Below are 16,459 nucleotides of genomic sequence, written 5' to 3' on the forward strand. Positions count from 1 at the left end.
GTTTTTAAGCTAGAAAAATGAAATTTTAATATCCAAGAAGCAAAAAATAAATATTAAGCATAAAAAAGAGACTGTCTTTTGAGACAGCCTCTTTTCTTAAAACACTAATCTTTATTTTTTGATAATTTTTTGTTGAAGGATTTTTTCATCAGATTCTGTGGTCAAGATGGCGATGTAAATTCCTTTTGGTAATTGTTGAAGATTCACTTTTTGGTTGTCAAATTTGCCTTTCCAAACCAATTTTCCTTCTAAATTATAGATTTCGATCGCATAATCTTTTGAAGAAGTAGTATGCCAATAATCTTGAACGGGATTGGGATAGAAATTCACTTCTTTGCCGTCTTGAAAAGAAGCTATATCGCGAACGCTCATGTCAAAATAATCTTCTCCTAAATCTCCCGTATATCTGTGTTCATCTCGAGCGCAACGAACATTTAGACCATAGGAAGGAGAAATGTTTCCAGTTGAAATCACACGATGATCTGCGTCGACCAAAACACCCATTTGCATCGCCAAAGCATGTCCTTTTAATTGTTGGGTCAAAGCAGCTGTCCAGACTCCAGTTTGCGCTTGTGCAACCGAAGTTCCTCCAATTTGACCTGGAGTCGTTTTGCCAATGATTCCCGTTGTTGGGAAATGTCCGATCTGATAATCGGGATCATTGAAATACCAACCCATAGCTTTGTTTTCGTGGTGCTTGAATTGACCACCATAATGACTAAACAAATAATGAGGTGTTCCTTGGGTTGAACCTAATTTTTTCCCATTGAACCAAGGGGAATTTCCTTTTCCATTTTCATAAACTTTGAAGGTGTCAGGAACTCTCCAGTCTTTTGGACAAGGATCAAATTCAGATTTTTTGGTCGCATGACCCCATCGGTCGGCTGCAACGGCCATTTCGCCAGAAACCCAATCAGATGAATTGGTCGTGCCTTTGTACAATAAGGTCATCGGATTCTGGATGGAATATTCGATTATTTTTCTTGCTTCTTGGTATTTCGTATCAGTTGTCTGAACATTTGCCTCTTGTTTATACGTCGAATAATTCTTCGAATAAGTTTGGTTGTATTCAGCCATTCCAATCGATTGATAGCTCACAACACCAGAAGAACTGACAGCAACGCCTTTTGAAATTTCGTAAGAATCTCCACCTACATATCGGAACGAAGGAATCGGATCTTTTCTTCCCCATTGATAATGCAAACCACCTGAAAGTTTTACTTCATTTTGAAGTTCTGGAACTTCAGGATGATTCAAGGCTTCAATAGGTAAATTATGAATGGCTCCTAAGTTTCGATCCATAAAGGTCGTAGTCAAAGGTGGGTCATCTGACGCCATTGGATTGATGAAATGGTAATTTGCATCCAAAGTTTCTTGGTTCACATAGGTAATTTCGTTGATAGCATCTGCCGGCGCCCAAAGATGCCAAGACCAGTATGCTGGATTCTCAATGGAACCATTGTGCAAAGAAACAATCGCATTTCCTTTTTGATTGGGATTGATTGTCACTCTGATGGAATTCAAACGATTGTCTTCTGAAGCATCTACAATCTTCACAGTTTGAACCATATTGGGGTTGTCTGTCCACATTACATTGGCAATCAATTGATTGTTGGCCAAAATTGGTGCGTCTGGATTCAACTTTTCATGAACAGAAAAGGCTTTATTCACAGGTATTAATAATTCGGTATCACCATTTAGAATATAGCTATTGGGATTATTCAATCCTTGTGTGAAAACGGTTTTTGTTTCTATTACATATTCTGTTTCGAAATTTCCAATCAACTGTTTGTTGGGATCTTCAATGCATCGAACAGGCATACCTTCCATACTAAAGGAAGTCTGGTTGATCAAAACTTGATTCAAACCATGAGGTCCTAAATCGGGGCGAATCGGATCTGTCACGACACGAAAATATCTTGCCCCTCCAAGCGAATATGTTGCTGTCCATAATGCTGCAATAGCACGTGTGTCTTGCATCACGACCGTTGGAGTTCCATTGTTTGGGTACATAACATAGTAGCCAGTAGTAGGAAAAACACCAATATTTCTAGATACATTGTTTCCATTATGAGCTTCTCTAAAATCAACGCCTAATCCACTATATACTTTTACATCTTTGATTACATCATTGGGTGTGTTGGGATAAAACATATTGTTTTGTGGAATGATATCATCATTGTATCCACTGTTTTGTCTTCCAAATGGACTGTGCAAATTGTTAACCGTATTTCGTCCAAGATGAGATGGGATTCTCCAACCATTTGGACAAGGATCATACGGTGACTTTAATTCATAGGAACGACTATCATTTCGGACCGCTGGATCACTACTTGAGGCATTGGAATTTTCTCCGCGCATATTGTCTCCCCATAAATCCCAAGCCACTGTTTCATTGTGATGGGTATTTGGATTGTCGGGAATACGATATTGCTGTGAGGAAAACCATGTTCCACTGTCCGCATTCAATATATAAGCGATTGGATTTTGAACGGAAAACTTAAGATTGGCAGAAATTGATGAAAAAGGTCGCTGCACTTCTGGTAAAATATTTCCGAAATGAATGCCTTCTCGATTTCGCATATATCCCACCAAACCATTGAGTTCATAAAAGGAGAAATCCTTCGTCAACATAGGTGGAATCGGATCTTTTCGTCCCCATTGATACATCAAACCAATGGTTTTATCCCAATTATTACCCACAATTTCGTTGTGCGTAGCACCCAAATTTCGGTCCATGAATTTTGGGGTGAAGAGATTTCCGTTAAGATCTGTTTCAATTCCTTGGCCGTATGAAACTCCATCAGAAGGATCATCTGTCACCCATACATGCCAGCTCCAAATGATGGGATCGTCTTTGGTGCCAGAATTGCCCCAATGCAGGGAGATCAGAGCGTTTCCTTTTCCTTTCATTGGGTTAACCTCTACATTGATTTTGGAATCTGCCGCTGTACCTGCCATTTCCACTTGTAAGTTGCGGATAAGATCATGGGTGTCTTCCCAATACAAATAAGCGCTCAACGTTCCATTGGATGGCAATGGATCATTTAAATGCCAATTTGGATTGGACCAGATTTCAAATGCTTTTTTAACAGGAATTTTCAAACCAGAAAAGCCATTCGATTTCGCAAAATTTACATCGAAAATGTAGCTGTTTGGAGCCCTCAGATGGGTCTCAGTGAAGACGTTGTTTTCTTGATTCGTATCAACAGAATCGCTTTCAGCTATAAAAGCTAAGGATCGGTTTATGGAGCTTTGCAAATAATTGTCTGTTAGAGGGACATGGTTTTGCGCTGCTACATAAGAAACATGTAGGTTTAAGAATAGGCTAGAAGCAATCAAAGAGAAATACTTCATCCTAAAACTTTTAAATAATAATAAAAACGAAAGGATTACCTTTCAGAACAACATAAAAATTTGACTCCCGCCTCCGAGAGTATTGATTCTGAATTAGTAAAGAAGAGATTTATTGAAACCAAAAATAGAAATTAATTTGATATACGCAACATTTTTAATCAATTATAACCGATTAAAACTGTTAAATACTGTTAAATTAGGCTAATATCATTTGGTAAAAATAACTTGGTTGGATGTTTTTTATTTTCATGAATGTCCGTTAATTTCGCATTCTTAAATTGAAATCATGCATTTTTTAAATCCAGAAGAAAGTTTTGATCTTGTTATCCACCGTGTAGGAAATAGTGGTTCTGAAGAAGGGGTTCATTTATCCAAAACCTTGACTCATTATGATGAGGATATGGTGGATCCATTGTATACCTTTTTTACCAAATCTTTTAAAACAGAAGAATACTTCCGATTTAATATCCAAGAGGATCCAGAGGATAATGTCGTTTACACTGCAGCAAAATCAATTTTTGAGGATAGAACGCAATTGGTTCAACAATCCGTTAATCTAGCGTATCATTTATACAATAAGAGTTATAATCCAAAGGTTAGAGGAGGCGAAATGTTTGTGGTTTTCTTTCCAGATGCGATCATTGAAGGACAAAATGCACAAGTGATTGGAATTTTTAAATCAGAAAACAAAGAACGTTTTTTGAAAGTACATCCGACTGAAAATTCCTATGAAGCCAATTCAGAAACGGGAATTCAATTAGGAAAAGTTGACAAAGGATGTTTGATTTTTAATTTGGAACAAGAGGATGGATACATTGTGGCATGTGTTGACAATGGAAGCAAAACAGAAGAGGTAAAATATTGGTCAGACGAATTCTTGGGATTAACACAACGAGAAGATGAATATTTCGATACCGAAAACACCTTGAATCTTTGCAAAAGTTATGTAATGGATAAATTGCCAGAAGATTTCGAAGTGAGCAAAGTCGATCAGGTTGATTTGTTGAACAAATCGGTGAATTTCTTCAAAGAAAATGAGAAGTTTGAAATCGATCAATTTGCCAAACAAGTATTGGGACAAGATGAATTGATTAAAAGTTTCGCAGACTACAAACAACAATTTGAAGAGGTTTACGAAATGGATTTAAACGATCATTTCGATATTTCTAAAAATGCAGTAAAAAAACAAGCTCGATTTTTCAAAAGCATCATCAAACTAGACAAGAACTTTCACATCTATGTTCATGGAAATCGTCAAATGATTGAACAAGGAGTAGATGAAGAAGGGAAAAAATATTATAAATTGTACTACGATTCTGAAATTTAAAGCGTCGTAATTTTAAAATTTGAATGCATGGAACAACTACATTATATCAAAACGGACATAGAATCTGACATTGCAACGATTGAATTTTTTCATCCGAAAAGCAATTCATTTCCGTCTACGCAATTGAACGAATTGATTCGCATTTTTGACGAATTGGGAGCCAATGACAAAGTGAAAATCATCATTCTGAAAAGTGCTGGGGACAAAGTTTTCAGTGCAGGCGCTTCCTTTGATGAGCTTTTGACGATTGATGAATTTGAAAAAGGTAAGAAATTTTTCATGGGATTTGCCAATGTGATTTTGGCTATGCGTCGTTGTCCTAAATTTATTGTGGGTTGTATCACAGGTAAAATTGTCGGTGGAGGAGTTGGTTTAACAGCAGCTTGTGATTATGCTTTGGCTGAATCAAACTCTGCAGCACGTTTAAGTGAATTGTCTATTGGAATTGGACCTTTTGTCATTGAACCAGCCATTACGCGTAAAATTGGCATTACAGCTTTTTCTGAAATGACCATGAATCCGACGGAATGGAAATCACCAGAATGGTTAAAAGAAAAAGGAATTTTCAACCACGTTTATCCAACAATTGAAGAATGTGAAAAGGCAAGTTTGGATTTCGCGAAAAACCTTTCTGTTTATAGTTTAGACGCCATGCGTGATTTGAAATCCATCTTTTGGCAAGGAACAGATCATTTACCAGAATTGATGAAATCGCGCGCCGAAATGAGTGGACGTTTGGTTTTGTCTGATTTCACTAAGGAAACTTTGATGAAATTTAAATCGAACTAAATTCGTTTGATTAAATTGAATTTTGATATTTCAAAAATCAAGGTTGAAGTAATTCTGTCCTATGGTTGGCGAATTAAACAAGCATAAAAAAGCCCCAAATCAACTTTTGGGCTTTTCAATATCGTTTATTTTTTCTTGAAGAATTTCTCTTTGGCAAATTCAAATACAATTGGTAAAACCGAAACGACGATAATTCCAATGACAATTTTGGAGAAGTTTTGGGCTACCCATTCAATTTGACCTAAAAAGTATCCAGCCAAGGTAAGTCCAACTACCCAAAATATTGCACCTACCACATTGTATGTAATAAAGGTACCGTAATTCATACGCCCAATTCCTGCCACAAATGGTGCTAATGTTCTTACAATAGGAACAAATCGTGCAATAACAATCGTTTTACTTCCATATTTTTCATAAAATTCATGGGTTTTGTCAATATGCTCTTGTTGAACAAATTGTTTCCCAAAAATTTTGATTTTGGTGACTTGCATCCCAAACCGTTTTCCAATGGAATAATTGAGTGAATCTCCCGAAATGGCTGCAATTAGAAGTAATCCAATAATAATCCAAACATTTAAATCATTTTCAGGTATAGCAGCAAGCATTCCCGCTGCAAAAAGCAAAGAATCTCCTGGTAAAAATGGCATGACTACGACACCTGTTTCTACAAAAATGATTAAAAATAAGATGGCATATATCCAATATCCATAATCACGAATAAATTCTGCTAAATGTGCATCTATATGTAAGATGAAATCAATTAATTCCATTAATAAAATTTTTGGCGAAGTTAGGTATTTTAGAGCAAAATCAAGAGTCTGATGAGGATTTGGAATGTTAAGAATATGATAAAAGGTGCGAGTAGAATTCCAAAGAGAATTCCGATAAGATTGGCGATCCATAATTCCCAATTTTGAAAATACGATCGAAATATAGTTCGAATGAAATGAATCAATAGAAACCTAATTCCAATGGATGGAAGTAAATGAAGTGTCCAAAATAAAGTTATCATAGAAACAATTGATTTTTATACATAAATTTTGCTTTGACGGATTGTAAATGGGAATCCAAATAATCCTTGAATTCAACTTGATGAAAGGAATTCATCCTTTTTCCTTTTTTGAAATGAGCTTGATAATAACCCAAAAACTCCGGATAGAGAAAGGTGCCAATGAGAATCATCGAGAACATATACAAACTTCTTTTTCCATTTCCCAAAAGCAAATATTGCATGGCAATTTCATCTTGAATTTCTGTTCCTGTTTGGGTGATGACATGAAAAATATCGTGATTCTCCAATTTGGGCATCACGTCAAATCCGTTGATTTGGTAAAATTCTCCCAAAGCTCTTCCCAAAGTTTCTTCTGGAAATAAGCTTAATTCTGACTTGCTTATTCCCCAAGCATTTTGATTTCGTTTGAAAAGATTGGTGTACAAATCTTGTGACCAACCATACAACCAAAGCATAAATTTTAATCGAATTTGCATAATCATATTTTTAAAGTACTTTGAAAAACAAAGTATATGGTTAAATTTTTTTCGTTTTTAAGGTGAATAAGGTAATTTCTGGACGAACATTGAATCGAATTTGATACGTATGGCCCAATGCGCGATTGATGTACAAAGTACGGCCATCTTCAAAATCAATTTTACCAGAAGAATAAGTTCTATTTTTTACGGGCAAAATAGGAGGAGGTAAGAAGGGAAATTTAACTTGACCGCCATGCGTATGCCCAGCCAAAACCCAACCTTTATAGCCATTCCATATCGGCAAATCCATAACGTCTGGATGATGGCACAAAACCAAATTAGCCTTAGTTGAATCGTAAGTTTTCATGAGTTTTTCTCCTTCGAAATTGGTTCCATAATAATCGTCTATTCCCATAATAGTCAATCCGTCTATCTCGATGGATTCATTTCTGAGGATAGTAATTCCAGCCGATTCTAAGTCTTGTTCGATTTGATCAGCAACCGCTGGTTCATTCCAATTTTTTCCATAATCATGATTGCCCAAAACACCAATCGTTGCCAATTTTCCTTTGACAAAATAAGGCGCTACTTCTGCCAATTGTTCATATTGTTTGGGAGATTTATAGGCTAGAAAATCACCTGTATAGACGACAATGTCCGGATTTAACTCTTGAGCGATTTGGAAATTTTCAATCAAATACTGATAGTCAAAACGATCTCCAATATGCGTGTCACTGATTTGCATAATGGTTTTTCCTTCAAGCTGCTCAGGTAAATGTTCGATTTCCAATTCCATTTCGACATAGTCAACATTGAAAGGTTCGATTTGCCATGCATAATAAAATAAGGCTGCTCCAATCAAAGAGCAATAGAGCATCCATTTTTTGTTGATTTTGATTCGTTTCATATACTTTGAATTTCAAAGTTGATTGATAAATTTTTTTAGTTGCCTGCAATAGGTGAATGAAAAATGCCAACAGCCAATTCTGCCCAAATCAAAAGAAAACTTAGAAGGATAAGACCAACTACGACAAGTCGTTTGCTTGTGGAATTTAGGTTTCGGAGTGTCCATTCAATTCCCGAAATAAGAGCGAAAAGCAAAATTCCCATCAATAGAAAGTCAAAAGCTGACCAATTTACTTCCTTGGTAAATTGCATGGCGAGAAAGGGTAGGCTTAGAAGAGCGGCTCCCAATCCTAACATCCCAAAATATCGTTTTCGAGATGGTTTTGAGGTTTGTTTTATCATGTCTGTGATTTTATAAGTTAGTAATCTAAACGTTTCCTAGTAGTTTTTCTAGGGCCGATAAATGATCTTGAAAAGCTCGTTTTCCTTGTTGAGTAACGCGATAAGAAGTTCGAGGTTTTTTGCCCACAAATTCTTTTTTAATTTCAATGTATTCGACCTTTTCCAAAGCAGATGAATGACTTGCCAAATTTCCATCGGTGACTTGTAGGAGGTCTTTCATTTCGGTAAAATCCACCCAATCATTCACCATCAGAACCGACATGATTCCTATGCGTACGCGATTTTCAAAATTTTTATTTAGTCCATCAATGATACCCATTAGTTGTATCGCTTTTGCATCAAAATTCCGTAAATGATGTGTAATACTCCAAATCCGATTGCCCAAAAATACAATCCATATCCGATAAAAAATAGAGAAATTAAACCCAATCCAATTTCACACAAAGCCAAAGAATGAAATTCCTTCAAAGTGTATTTGCTTCCATTCAACAGAGCCATTCCATAAAAAATCAACATCGCTGGAGCGATCAATCCCGCATGCCCATAAACCAAAAGTGCAAGACAGAAAATTCCTCCAGCAATTAAAGGAATTGCCACTTGGACAAATAATCGTTTTGAAGTGGAATTCCACAATTGAACTCCTTGTTTTTTGGCTTTTATTGAAGAATGGTAAAATGCAGTAGTTCCCGATAAAAAGATCACGGCTGCTGCGATTCCAAATAAGAGAATGTTTTTTTCTGAAAATAAATCAATTAGGCCATTTGGGTAATCATAATGTTGAGGTCTTCCATTTCCATAGGTTTCCAAATTGGATGGAACTACCATCTCATCAAATTTCATTTTATATACAACATAATATGCAGCCACAGCTCCGAGCAAAGAATAAATTCCTGCCATGATTCCTGTCCAACCGCTTAGAGACATAAACCTTGTACTGCGCTCCATCATGGAACGTATTTCTTTTAATTGATTTTGAGGATTTTCATTCATCTTAAAGAACTTTGAATTACAAAGTAAATGAATTTTTCAATTCGTTAATACAAATTGGAAATAAATTTCAAATTATTTTTTTCGGAATTTGATTGGAGGAAAGAAAAACTTGTACGGATTTTTAAAGAATTCCTTGATTACCGCGCCAAACATAGGGAATATATGAATGATTTGAATGTTGTTGGATCGCATGGCCAAGGTCAAAGACAACAAGAAACTCACGATGAAGTTAAATCCGCCGATTAAAAATACCGAAACAATGGATACGATTATCGTCATCAAGGTGATTCCTCCGTAATCAATTCCGGCCATACCCATTGCTAAATTTCCTGCAGCAAAGGTAATGTGTCGGATGTCAAATGGAATATTTAGAAATTCCCCAACCAAAAAAGCGGAACCCATCATGAAACCAAATAATATGTTTCCAATTACACCACCGTTATTTTTTTCGAACCAATTCGCAATTTTTCTTCTACGTTTGTCTCCAAAAAAACGTTTCAAAAACGGATGATGGTAGATTCTTTCTGGGATATTGTAATAGCGTTGATTGTTGATAACCAATCCTGAAACCAATCCCGAAATGAATAAAAAGAAACCAGCAATGGAAGCGTACCAAATAATCCATGGATTGAAGTAAGCCAATTCGTCCCAATATTTCAAGGCATCACTTACGCTCACAACGGTCCATCCAAATGCGTGTCGCAAGAGCATAAATATTCCTGTCGCAAGGGCAAAGGCTGCGGTAACGTTCCCTATAAAGGCAATCATTTGACTTCGACTCAATCTTGCAAAAAGACGAGCAAAATCGTGGTAGTTAATATCTTTATCTTGTTCGTTGCTTTTTAACGTATGCGCAATCAATGCTGCTGTCATCGCAGGTTGTTTGGTTGCCAAAGTCAAATGCAATAAATAAATCGCAAGGAAACCCATAGCATAATTTAACCCAAATAAAAAGGCCGTGGAGAAAGGCGAAATATCGGGAATATGACCCATCCAATATTTGATGTAACAGAGAACTGCCACAATCAAACCTCCACCTGCAGCCGTCATATAGAGTTTAAAATATTCTTTTGCAGAAGTAGTAATGTATTTTTCGCCTGTTCTCCCATTGTGGTAGGTTGCCAAAAAGGTTACCAAATAAACGGTAGAAGAAATTTGCTTCGAAACAAAATTTTGTGGTGAATAATATTCCACCCACATTTTGGTTGCATTGGAGAAAAACACCACCAAATCATTGTCAGACTTCAAATCACTTAGGTTTTTCACCAATTCTTTGACACGTTGCAATTCTTGATTGATTCGGTTGATTTTTAAGGTTACTTTCAAGGAAATCCCTTTGTTGTCTTTTTGAGTTAAAATATCATTCAAATAAATCGTACAACTTTTGATGGATTGCCTAATTCCTAATAAATCAAATGGCAATTCGGGATTTTCGATGATATTACGAATGTCAATAGACAGTTTGTTGAACGGTGTTTTGGAATATTCCCCCAAGGGACGATAACGCATCATCTCATTGTCTGAAAATCCACCACTGATTCGATCCATTAAAATATTGATGGATTCAATAAGCTGAGACTTTAAATCTTTTCGAATGCTGTTCAATTCAGAATCTTCTGAATTTCGGAAAAGAGCGGTATAAAATCGTTCCCATCGATCTTTGGGAATTAATTTAAAATTTTTGAAATTGGATTGATCATAAAACAAATCATTCACAATGGAAGTCAAGGTATGGTCATCCTCAATTTCGGGTAACATGATATCATAAAATTTCTTCCTTAAAACAGAAAATAACGAGTCTTCCTGCATCAAACCAGAAGTGGTCAAGAATTTCATGAATTTTAATGAGGTAAAAATCTCTTTTAATTCTAGGCTAAAACGACGGTGAAAATCATCATCAATTTCTAATTTCAACGTGATGGTATCCATGAAGGTTATGATGTCTGGATAGTCCTTCTTGGCTTTGTGAAAAAGCTTCGAGAGAAATTTTTTTTCTGTCCTTGCGTCACGTGAGAAAATAGAATCCAACCTCATTAGCAAATTTTTAAATCAGTCGCAAAAATAAGGATTATCAAATAAATAGATTTAAATCATGTTTTAAAGCCACCAGATTTTACCATATTCTCAAAAATAACTCCTAATTTTCGTCAAATTTTTAGAGTATGACATATCAAAATTTACTTGTAGAGATAGAAAATAAGATTGCGGTCGTTACATTGAACCGTCCGCAAGCCCTTAATGCATTAAACAAAGACTTGTTAACTGATCTTAGCAATTTTTTGGACGAAGCGCAAAATAACGCTGAAATTCGAGTGGTTATTTTGACTGGAAGCGGAGAAAAATCTTTTGTCGCAGGTGCAGATATCAAAGAATTTTCAGATTTCAATGGAAATCAAGGTGAAGAATTGGCGCAAAAAGGTCAAGAAACCGTGTTCAATAAAGTAGAAAATTTCTCTAAACCAGTAATTGCCGCTGTAAACGGATTTGCATTAGGTGGAGGATTGGAATTGGCGATGTCGGCACATTTTAGAATTGCGTCTGAAAATGCAAAATTAGGTTTGCCAGAAGTTACTTTGGGTTTGATTCCTGGATATGGAGGAACGCAGCGTTTGCCTAAATTAATTGGAAAAGGACGTGCGGCACAAATGATTTTTACAGCTGAAATGATTTCAGCGCAACGCGCATATGAAGTAGGTTTGGTGAACGAAGTCGTTCCACAAGCAGAATTATTGGATCGCGCAAAAGCTATAGCTTCTAAAATTGCTGGAAATTCGTCTATTGCAATTTCAAAAGCAATTTATGCGATGAATTTAAGCGATACTGATCAAGGATTTGATGCGGAAATTAAATCGTTTGGCGAATTATTTGATCAAGCTGATTTCAAAGAAGGCGTTTCTGCATTCTTGGAGAAAAGAAAACCAAATTTTTAACGCGAATTCGAATTTCGCAACTATTTGATTAAGGTATTTTTGGAACTTCTAATTGTATTAACTCTATAATTGTAAACTTTAAATAAAATGAAACCCAATTTTATATTTTATTTATTATTTCTAGTGAATGTTGTTTCATGCCAAAAAGATATTAATGACGTTTTTAAGGATGAAAGAGTTAAGCATATATTTATAGAATTTACAGAAGAGTTGAAAGAAAGTGCCTATAGAGATGGAAATAAAATTTTTATAGAAGTGTATTCGATTAAGTCAGAAAATGATTGGTGTTTAAGTTTTGATAATGTAGATTATTATAGATCAGATGATAACTATGCGAAATTTAGTTACAAAGGTTTTAAAGTTTATGTCAATGAAAACGTACCTCGAACAATCGCTAATTTTAATAAATACGAGAATTCAGCGAATTTCCCTCCACCAACTGATTTTATTTATCCTATCCAAGAATTTCTTGAAGCAAATCTTTGTTTCAATCAAGATTCTATAAGTGTCAATCGAGTAAACTATAAAAATCCAGATTATTTAAATAAATGGATATATTTCGAAAATGATTAAAATCGATTGTTTACAAATACAATATTGAAATTAGTAATATGAATTTAACAGGAAAAGTAGCCTATATCACAGGCGGTACAAAAGGAATTGGATATGGAACGGCAAAAGTTCTATTGGAAGCGGGAATGCGTGTCGCAATTAGCGGTAGAAATTTAGAAGATGCTCAAAAAGCAGCAGCTAGTTTAGGTGAAACTTCAAAAATTATCGGTGTTCAATCCAATGTTGGGAATTTCGAAGATGAAGTAAATACTGTAAACGAAATTGTCAAGCATTTCGGACAAATTGATGCAGTTCTAGCCAATGCTGGTGTAGGGAATTTTGCTCCAATCGACCAAATGTCATTGGAAGAATGGAATCAAATGATCGATACCAATTTAACAGGATCTTTTCATACGTTGAAAGCAACGGTTGAAGAATTGAAAAAATCCAAAGGATATTACATCACCTTATCAAGTTTAGCAGGAACCAACTTTTTTGAAAATGGAGCAGGTTACAATGCGTCGAAATTTGGTGTAGTAGGATTTACCCAAGCTGCGATGTTGGATTTACGTAAATATGACATCAAAGTGTCGACCATCATGCCAGGATCTGTAGCGACAAATTTTAACAACCATGTTCCAAGTGATTCCGATAAATGGAAAATTCAACCAGAAGACATCGGTCAATTGGTGTTGGATTTATTGAACATGAACCCACGTACTTTACCAAGTAAAATTGAAGTTCGTCCGACACGTCCGGATTTGAAATAAAGATTCACATTAAATGAATGCTTGATTCCCTTAACGATTTCGATTGTTAGGGGAATTTTTATGAATATAGATGTAAAGATTTGGATGCAAATAATAAAAATTGAAATTCAAATAAGAATCAACCTAATAATTCTAACGACTAATTTCTGATTTCTAACTTCTAAATTTTACCTTTGTGAAAAATTTAAAAAAATGTTAGTCGTATCTGCTATTCAAGAAAACAAAGAGAAAGTCTTAGAGGGACTTAAGAAGAGAAATTTTAAACAGTTGGAATTGGTAGAAGAAGTTTTGACTTCGGATGAACTTCGTCGTAAAACACAATTCGAACTTGATAATGTATTAGCAGAATCCAACAAATTATCCAAAGAAATCGGACAACTTTTCCAACAAGGAAGAGCAGATGAAGCGAACGAATTGAAAGCAAAAACAGCCGATCAAAAAGTTCAAATCAAAGAATTGCAAGATTTGTTGGCGAAATATGAAGAATCCATCAAACACATCTTATATCAAATCCCAAATATTCCCAACGAGAAAGTGGTTGCAGGAGTAAGTGCTGAAGATAACGAAATCGTATTTGAAAAAGGAGATGCTTCTCCAAAACCAGATGCAATGCCGCATTGGGATTTGGCGAAAAAATTCAATTTGATTGATTTTGAATTAGGTGTGAAAATCACCGGAGCTGGTTTCCCAGTTTATTTAGGAAAAGGAGCAAGATTGCAACGTGCGTTGATCCAATATTTCTTGGACAAAAACACAGAAGCAGGTTATACCGAAGTTATTCCACCCTTTGTCGTGAACGAAGCTTCTGGTTATGGAACAGGACAATTGCCCGATAAAGAAGGTCAAATGTATTTTGTAAACGAAGACAATTTGTATTTGATTCCAACTTCCGAAGTTCCTGTTACCAATATTTTCCGTGATGAATTGGTCAATGAATCCGAATTACCAATTAAACTAACTTCTTATTCACCTTGTTTCCGTCGTGAGGCAGGAAGTTATGGAAAGGATGTTCGCGGATTGAACCGTTTGCATCAATTTGAAAAAGTAGAAATCGTTCGAATTGAGAAACCAGAAAATTCTTATGCTGCACTAGAGGAAATGGTAGAACACGTAAAAGGATTGTTGGAAGATTTGGAATTGCCGTACAGAATTTTAAGATTATGTGGAGGTGACACCGGTTTTGCATCAGCGATGACCTATGATTTTGAAGTGTTCTCAGCAGCACAAGAAAAATGGTTAGAAGTTTCTTCTGTTTCCAACTTTGAAACCTTCCAAGCCAATCGTTTGAAATTGCGTTATAAAAAAGAAGGCAAAAATGAATTCTGTCATACCTTGAATGGTTCTGCTTTGGCATTGCCTCGAATTATGGCGTCAATTTTGGAAAATCATCAACAAGCCGATGGAAGTATCAAAGTTCCAGAAAAATTAAGAGCCTATACAGGATTTGATTCGATTGCATAATTGCTCATAAAATCAATACAATACAAAAGCCGAAAGAAAATAAATTCTCTCGGCTTTTCTTTTAAATAAAAATATGATAATTAAAGCAGCAATCGATTGTTTTTGATCAAAGGTTTAATCAATTCTATCAAGCCAAATTTTTGTAGCATTTCTTCCAATACCTCAATTTGATAAACCCGATGAACGTCAGTTCCTATGAAATCAATTAAATTATTTCGAATCAACCACAAAGCGGTATTTTGAACCTCGCGATTGTAATATTCAGAAAGAGACAAAAGACTGACTTGAAACAAACATCCAGCAGATTTTAGTTTGCAATAGATTCCTTCGTTTTGATGAAAACCCAAATAGCGTTCTGGATGAGCCAAGATTGGGACAAATCCTTTGTCTTGAATTACCTCTATGAAATCAAAAAGATTCAAAGGCATTTCCATTGAAGGCAATTCAATCAAAATTTTATTATCCTTTAAGGTGAGGATGTCATTTTTTTGAAGAAGATTTAGGAAATTTTCATCTAAGGTATATTCTGCCGCTATTCTTATTTGAATGTCTGTAAATTCAGGTATTTCTAGAGTTTTAGATTGAAACTCCTTAAATTTTTGAAGAATATTTTCCGTAGAATTTTCCCAAACATCCTGCATCACATGAGGTGTGAAGACAAAAAATTACGAATTCCTAATTCCTTCATACGACAAAGCATTTCAATGGCTTGATCAAAAGAATTAGCACCATCATCAAGAAACGGTAAAATATGAGAATGTATGTCAATATACTTCTCGTCAAAAACAGAGGTAGTGAGTTTTGGAGGGTTAATTGTTGATTTAAGCAAGTCCAATAACATAGTCTTTTCAAATTTTTAGGTCAAACAATTCTAGCGTGATCTTCCTCTGGGTAATTGAAACGAGATTATTTAATAAGATATTGGATTCAATTTTGTTAATTAACAAAATCTTTTGAGTTATAGAATCAATAGCCTATAGCTTGTTAAAAATCAATAAGAAATTTAAAGTTTGAATTATTCCTTTCTAATTTTTAAAACGAAAACCGTGGGAAATTTTATATCGAGATTGGATTAGTTGATTAAACTATTGTTTAGAATCTCTTTTTGACTTAGTAGCGGGAACATCCCGATAGTTATCGGTCCGCCGCGGCGGATGTGTGCGCCGCGGTGCATAAGATCCCGTTGAGCTAAATAAAAGATATAAAAAAAAAGAGACTCTTTTTAGAATCTCTTTTTGACTTAGTAGCGGGAACATCCCGATAGTCATCGGTCCGCCGCGGCGGATGTGTGCGCCACGGCGCATATGATCCCGTTGAGCTAAATGAAAGACATAAAAAAAAGAGACTCTTTTTGACTTAGTAGCGGGAACATCCCGATAGCTATCGGTCCGCCGCGGCGGATGTGTGCGCCGCGGCGCATATGATCCCGACGAGTTAAATAAAAGACATAAAAAAAAGAGACTCATTTCCGAATCTCTTTTTGACTTAGTAGCGGGAACAGCCCCGACGCATCGGGGGAACCTGTGAATATTTTCTATTATTTTAATCTCATAACCCGACGATTT

The 16,459-nt window shown here is 35.6% G+C and carries 15 protein-coding genes and 1 pseudogene; 6 read left to right on the forward strand and 10 right to left on the reverse strand.

Annotated features, from left to right (window positions below):
- Positions 1-111 precede the first annotated feature (111 nt).
- Positions 112-3,357 (reverse strand): T9SS type A sorting domain-containing protein, encoded by a 3,246-nt coding sequence (locus ABID46_RS13235; protein ID WP_354510893.1) that lies wholly within the window; start codon positions 3,355-3,357, stop codon positions 112-114.
- A 286-nt stretch (positions 3,358-3,643) separates the two neighbouring features.
- On the opposite strand from ABID46_RS13235, the gene ABID46_RS13240 reads away from it, so the two are divergent.
- Positions 3,644-4,684 (forward strand): nucleoid-associated protein, encoded by a 1,041-nt coding sequence (locus tag ABID46_RS13240; RefSeq protein ID WP_354510895.1) that lies wholly within the window; start codon positions 3,644-3,646, stop codon positions 4,682-4,684.
- Positions 4,685-4,711: 27 nt separating this feature from the next.
- On the forward strand, positions 4,712-5,473 hold the full coding sequence (locus ABID46_RS13245; protein WP_354510897.1) for an enoyl-CoA hydratase/isomerase family protein: 762 nt from the start codon (positions 4,712-4,714) through the stop codon (positions 5,471-5,473).
- A gap of 125 nt (positions 5,474-5,598) precedes the next feature.
- Here the strand turns inward: ABID46_RS13245 and ABID46_RS13250 are convergent, their stop codons facing one another.
- The 7 genes from ABID46_RS13250 to ABID46_RS13280 form a co-directional block, all read right to left on the reverse strand.
- A complete protein-coding gene (locus ABID46_RS13250; RefSeq protein ID WP_354510898.1) occupies positions 5,599-6,243 on the reverse strand; it encodes a DedA family protein in 645 nt (214 codons plus the stop codon).
- A gap of 238 nt (positions 6,244-6,481) precedes the next feature.
- The gene (locus tag ABID46_RS13255; RefSeq protein ID WP_354510900.1) at positions 6,482-6,961 is read right to left on the reverse strand and encodes a hypothetical protein; all 480 of its coding nucleotides are present in this window, start codon (positions 6,959-6,961) and stop codon (positions 6,482-6,484) included.
- A 40-nt stretch (positions 6,962-7,001) separates the two neighbouring features.
- Positions 7,002-7,850, reverse strand: a complete 849-nt coding sequence (locus ABID46_RS13260; RefSeq protein WP_354510902.1) for a metallophosphoesterase — start codon at positions 7,848-7,850, stop codon at positions 7,002-7,004.
- 35 nt (positions 7,851-7,885) lie between these two features.
- Entirely contained in the window at positions 7,886-8,191 is a 306-nt protein-coding gene (locus ABID46_RS13265) for a hypothetical protein (RefSeq protein WP_354510904.1), read from the reverse strand.
- A 25-nt stretch (positions 8,192-8,216) separates the two neighbouring features.
- The gene (locus ABID46_RS13270; RefSeq protein ID WP_354510906.1) at positions 8,217-8,510 is read right to left on the reverse strand and encodes a winged helix-turn-helix domain-containing protein; all 294 of its coding nucleotides are present in this window, start codon (positions 8,508-8,510) and stop codon (positions 8,217-8,219) included.
- A complete protein-coding gene (locus ABID46_RS13275; protein ID WP_354510908.1) occupies positions 8,510-9,181 on the reverse strand; it encodes a hypothetical protein in 672 nt (223 codons plus the stop codon). The genes ABID46_RS13270 and ABID46_RS13275 overlap by 1 nt, the downstream gene beginning before the upstream one ends.
- Positions 9,182-9,253: 72 nt before the next feature.
- Positions 9,254-11,215, reverse strand: a complete 1,962-nt coding sequence (locus tag ABID46_RS13280) for a transporter-like protein (protein ID WP_354510910.1) — start codon at positions 11,213-11,215, stop codon at positions 9,254-9,256.
- A gap of 128 nt (positions 11,216-11,343) precedes the next feature.
- Here ABID46_RS13280 and ABID46_RS13285 point away from each other — a divergent pair, with 128 nt between their 5' ends.
- The 4 genes from ABID46_RS13285 to serS all read left to right on the forward strand — a co-directional run bounded on the left by ABID46_RS13285 (position 11,344) and on the right by serS (position 14,894).
- Positions 11,344-12,111, forward strand: a complete 768-nt coding sequence (locus ABID46_RS13285; protein WP_354510914.1) for an enoyl-CoA hydratase-related protein — start codon at positions 11,344-11,346, stop codon at positions 12,109-12,111.
- 87 nt (positions 12,112-12,198) lie between these two features.
- Entirely contained in the window at positions 12,199-12,684 is a 486-nt protein-coding gene (locus ABID46_RS13290; RefSeq protein WP_354510916.1) for a hypothetical protein, read from the forward strand.
- A gap of 38 nt (positions 12,685-12,722) precedes the next feature.
- Positions 12,723-13,433: an SDR family oxidoreductase gene (locus ABID46_RS13295; RefSeq protein ID WP_354510918.1), complete on the forward strand. Its 711-nt coding sequence runs from the start codon at positions 12,723-12,725 to the stop codon at positions 13,431-13,433.
- A 192-nt stretch (positions 13,434-13,625) separates the two neighbouring features.
- A complete protein-coding gene (gene serS, locus ABID46_RS13300; RefSeq protein ID WP_354510920.1) occupies positions 13,626-14,894 on the forward strand; it encodes a serine--tRNA ligase in 1,269 nt (422 codons plus the stop codon).
- 80 nt (positions 14,895-14,974) lie between these two features.
- On the opposite strand, the pseudogene ABID46_RS13305 reads toward serS, so the two are convergent.
- Positions 14,975-15,541 (reverse strand): annotated as a pseudogene (locus tag ABID46_RS13305) (tyrosine-protein phosphatase); the annotation flags it as partial.
- Positions 15,535-15,735, reverse strand: a complete 201-nt coding sequence (locus tag ABID46_RS13310) for a CpsB/CapC family capsule biosynthesis tyrosine phosphatase (RefSeq protein ID WP_354510922.1) — start codon at positions 15,733-15,735, stop codon at positions 15,535-15,537. The gene ABID46_RS13310 and the pseudogene ABID46_RS13305, both read right to left, overlap by 7 nt.
- Between the last annotated feature and the right edge of the window lie 724 nt (positions 15,736-16,459).

The sequence above is a fragment of the Moheibacter stercoris genome, from assembly GCF_040545805.1.
In the GTDB taxonomy this organism is placed as follows: Bacteria; Bacteroidota; Bacteroidia; order Flavobacteriales; family Weeksellaceae; genus Moheibacter; species Moheibacter stercoris.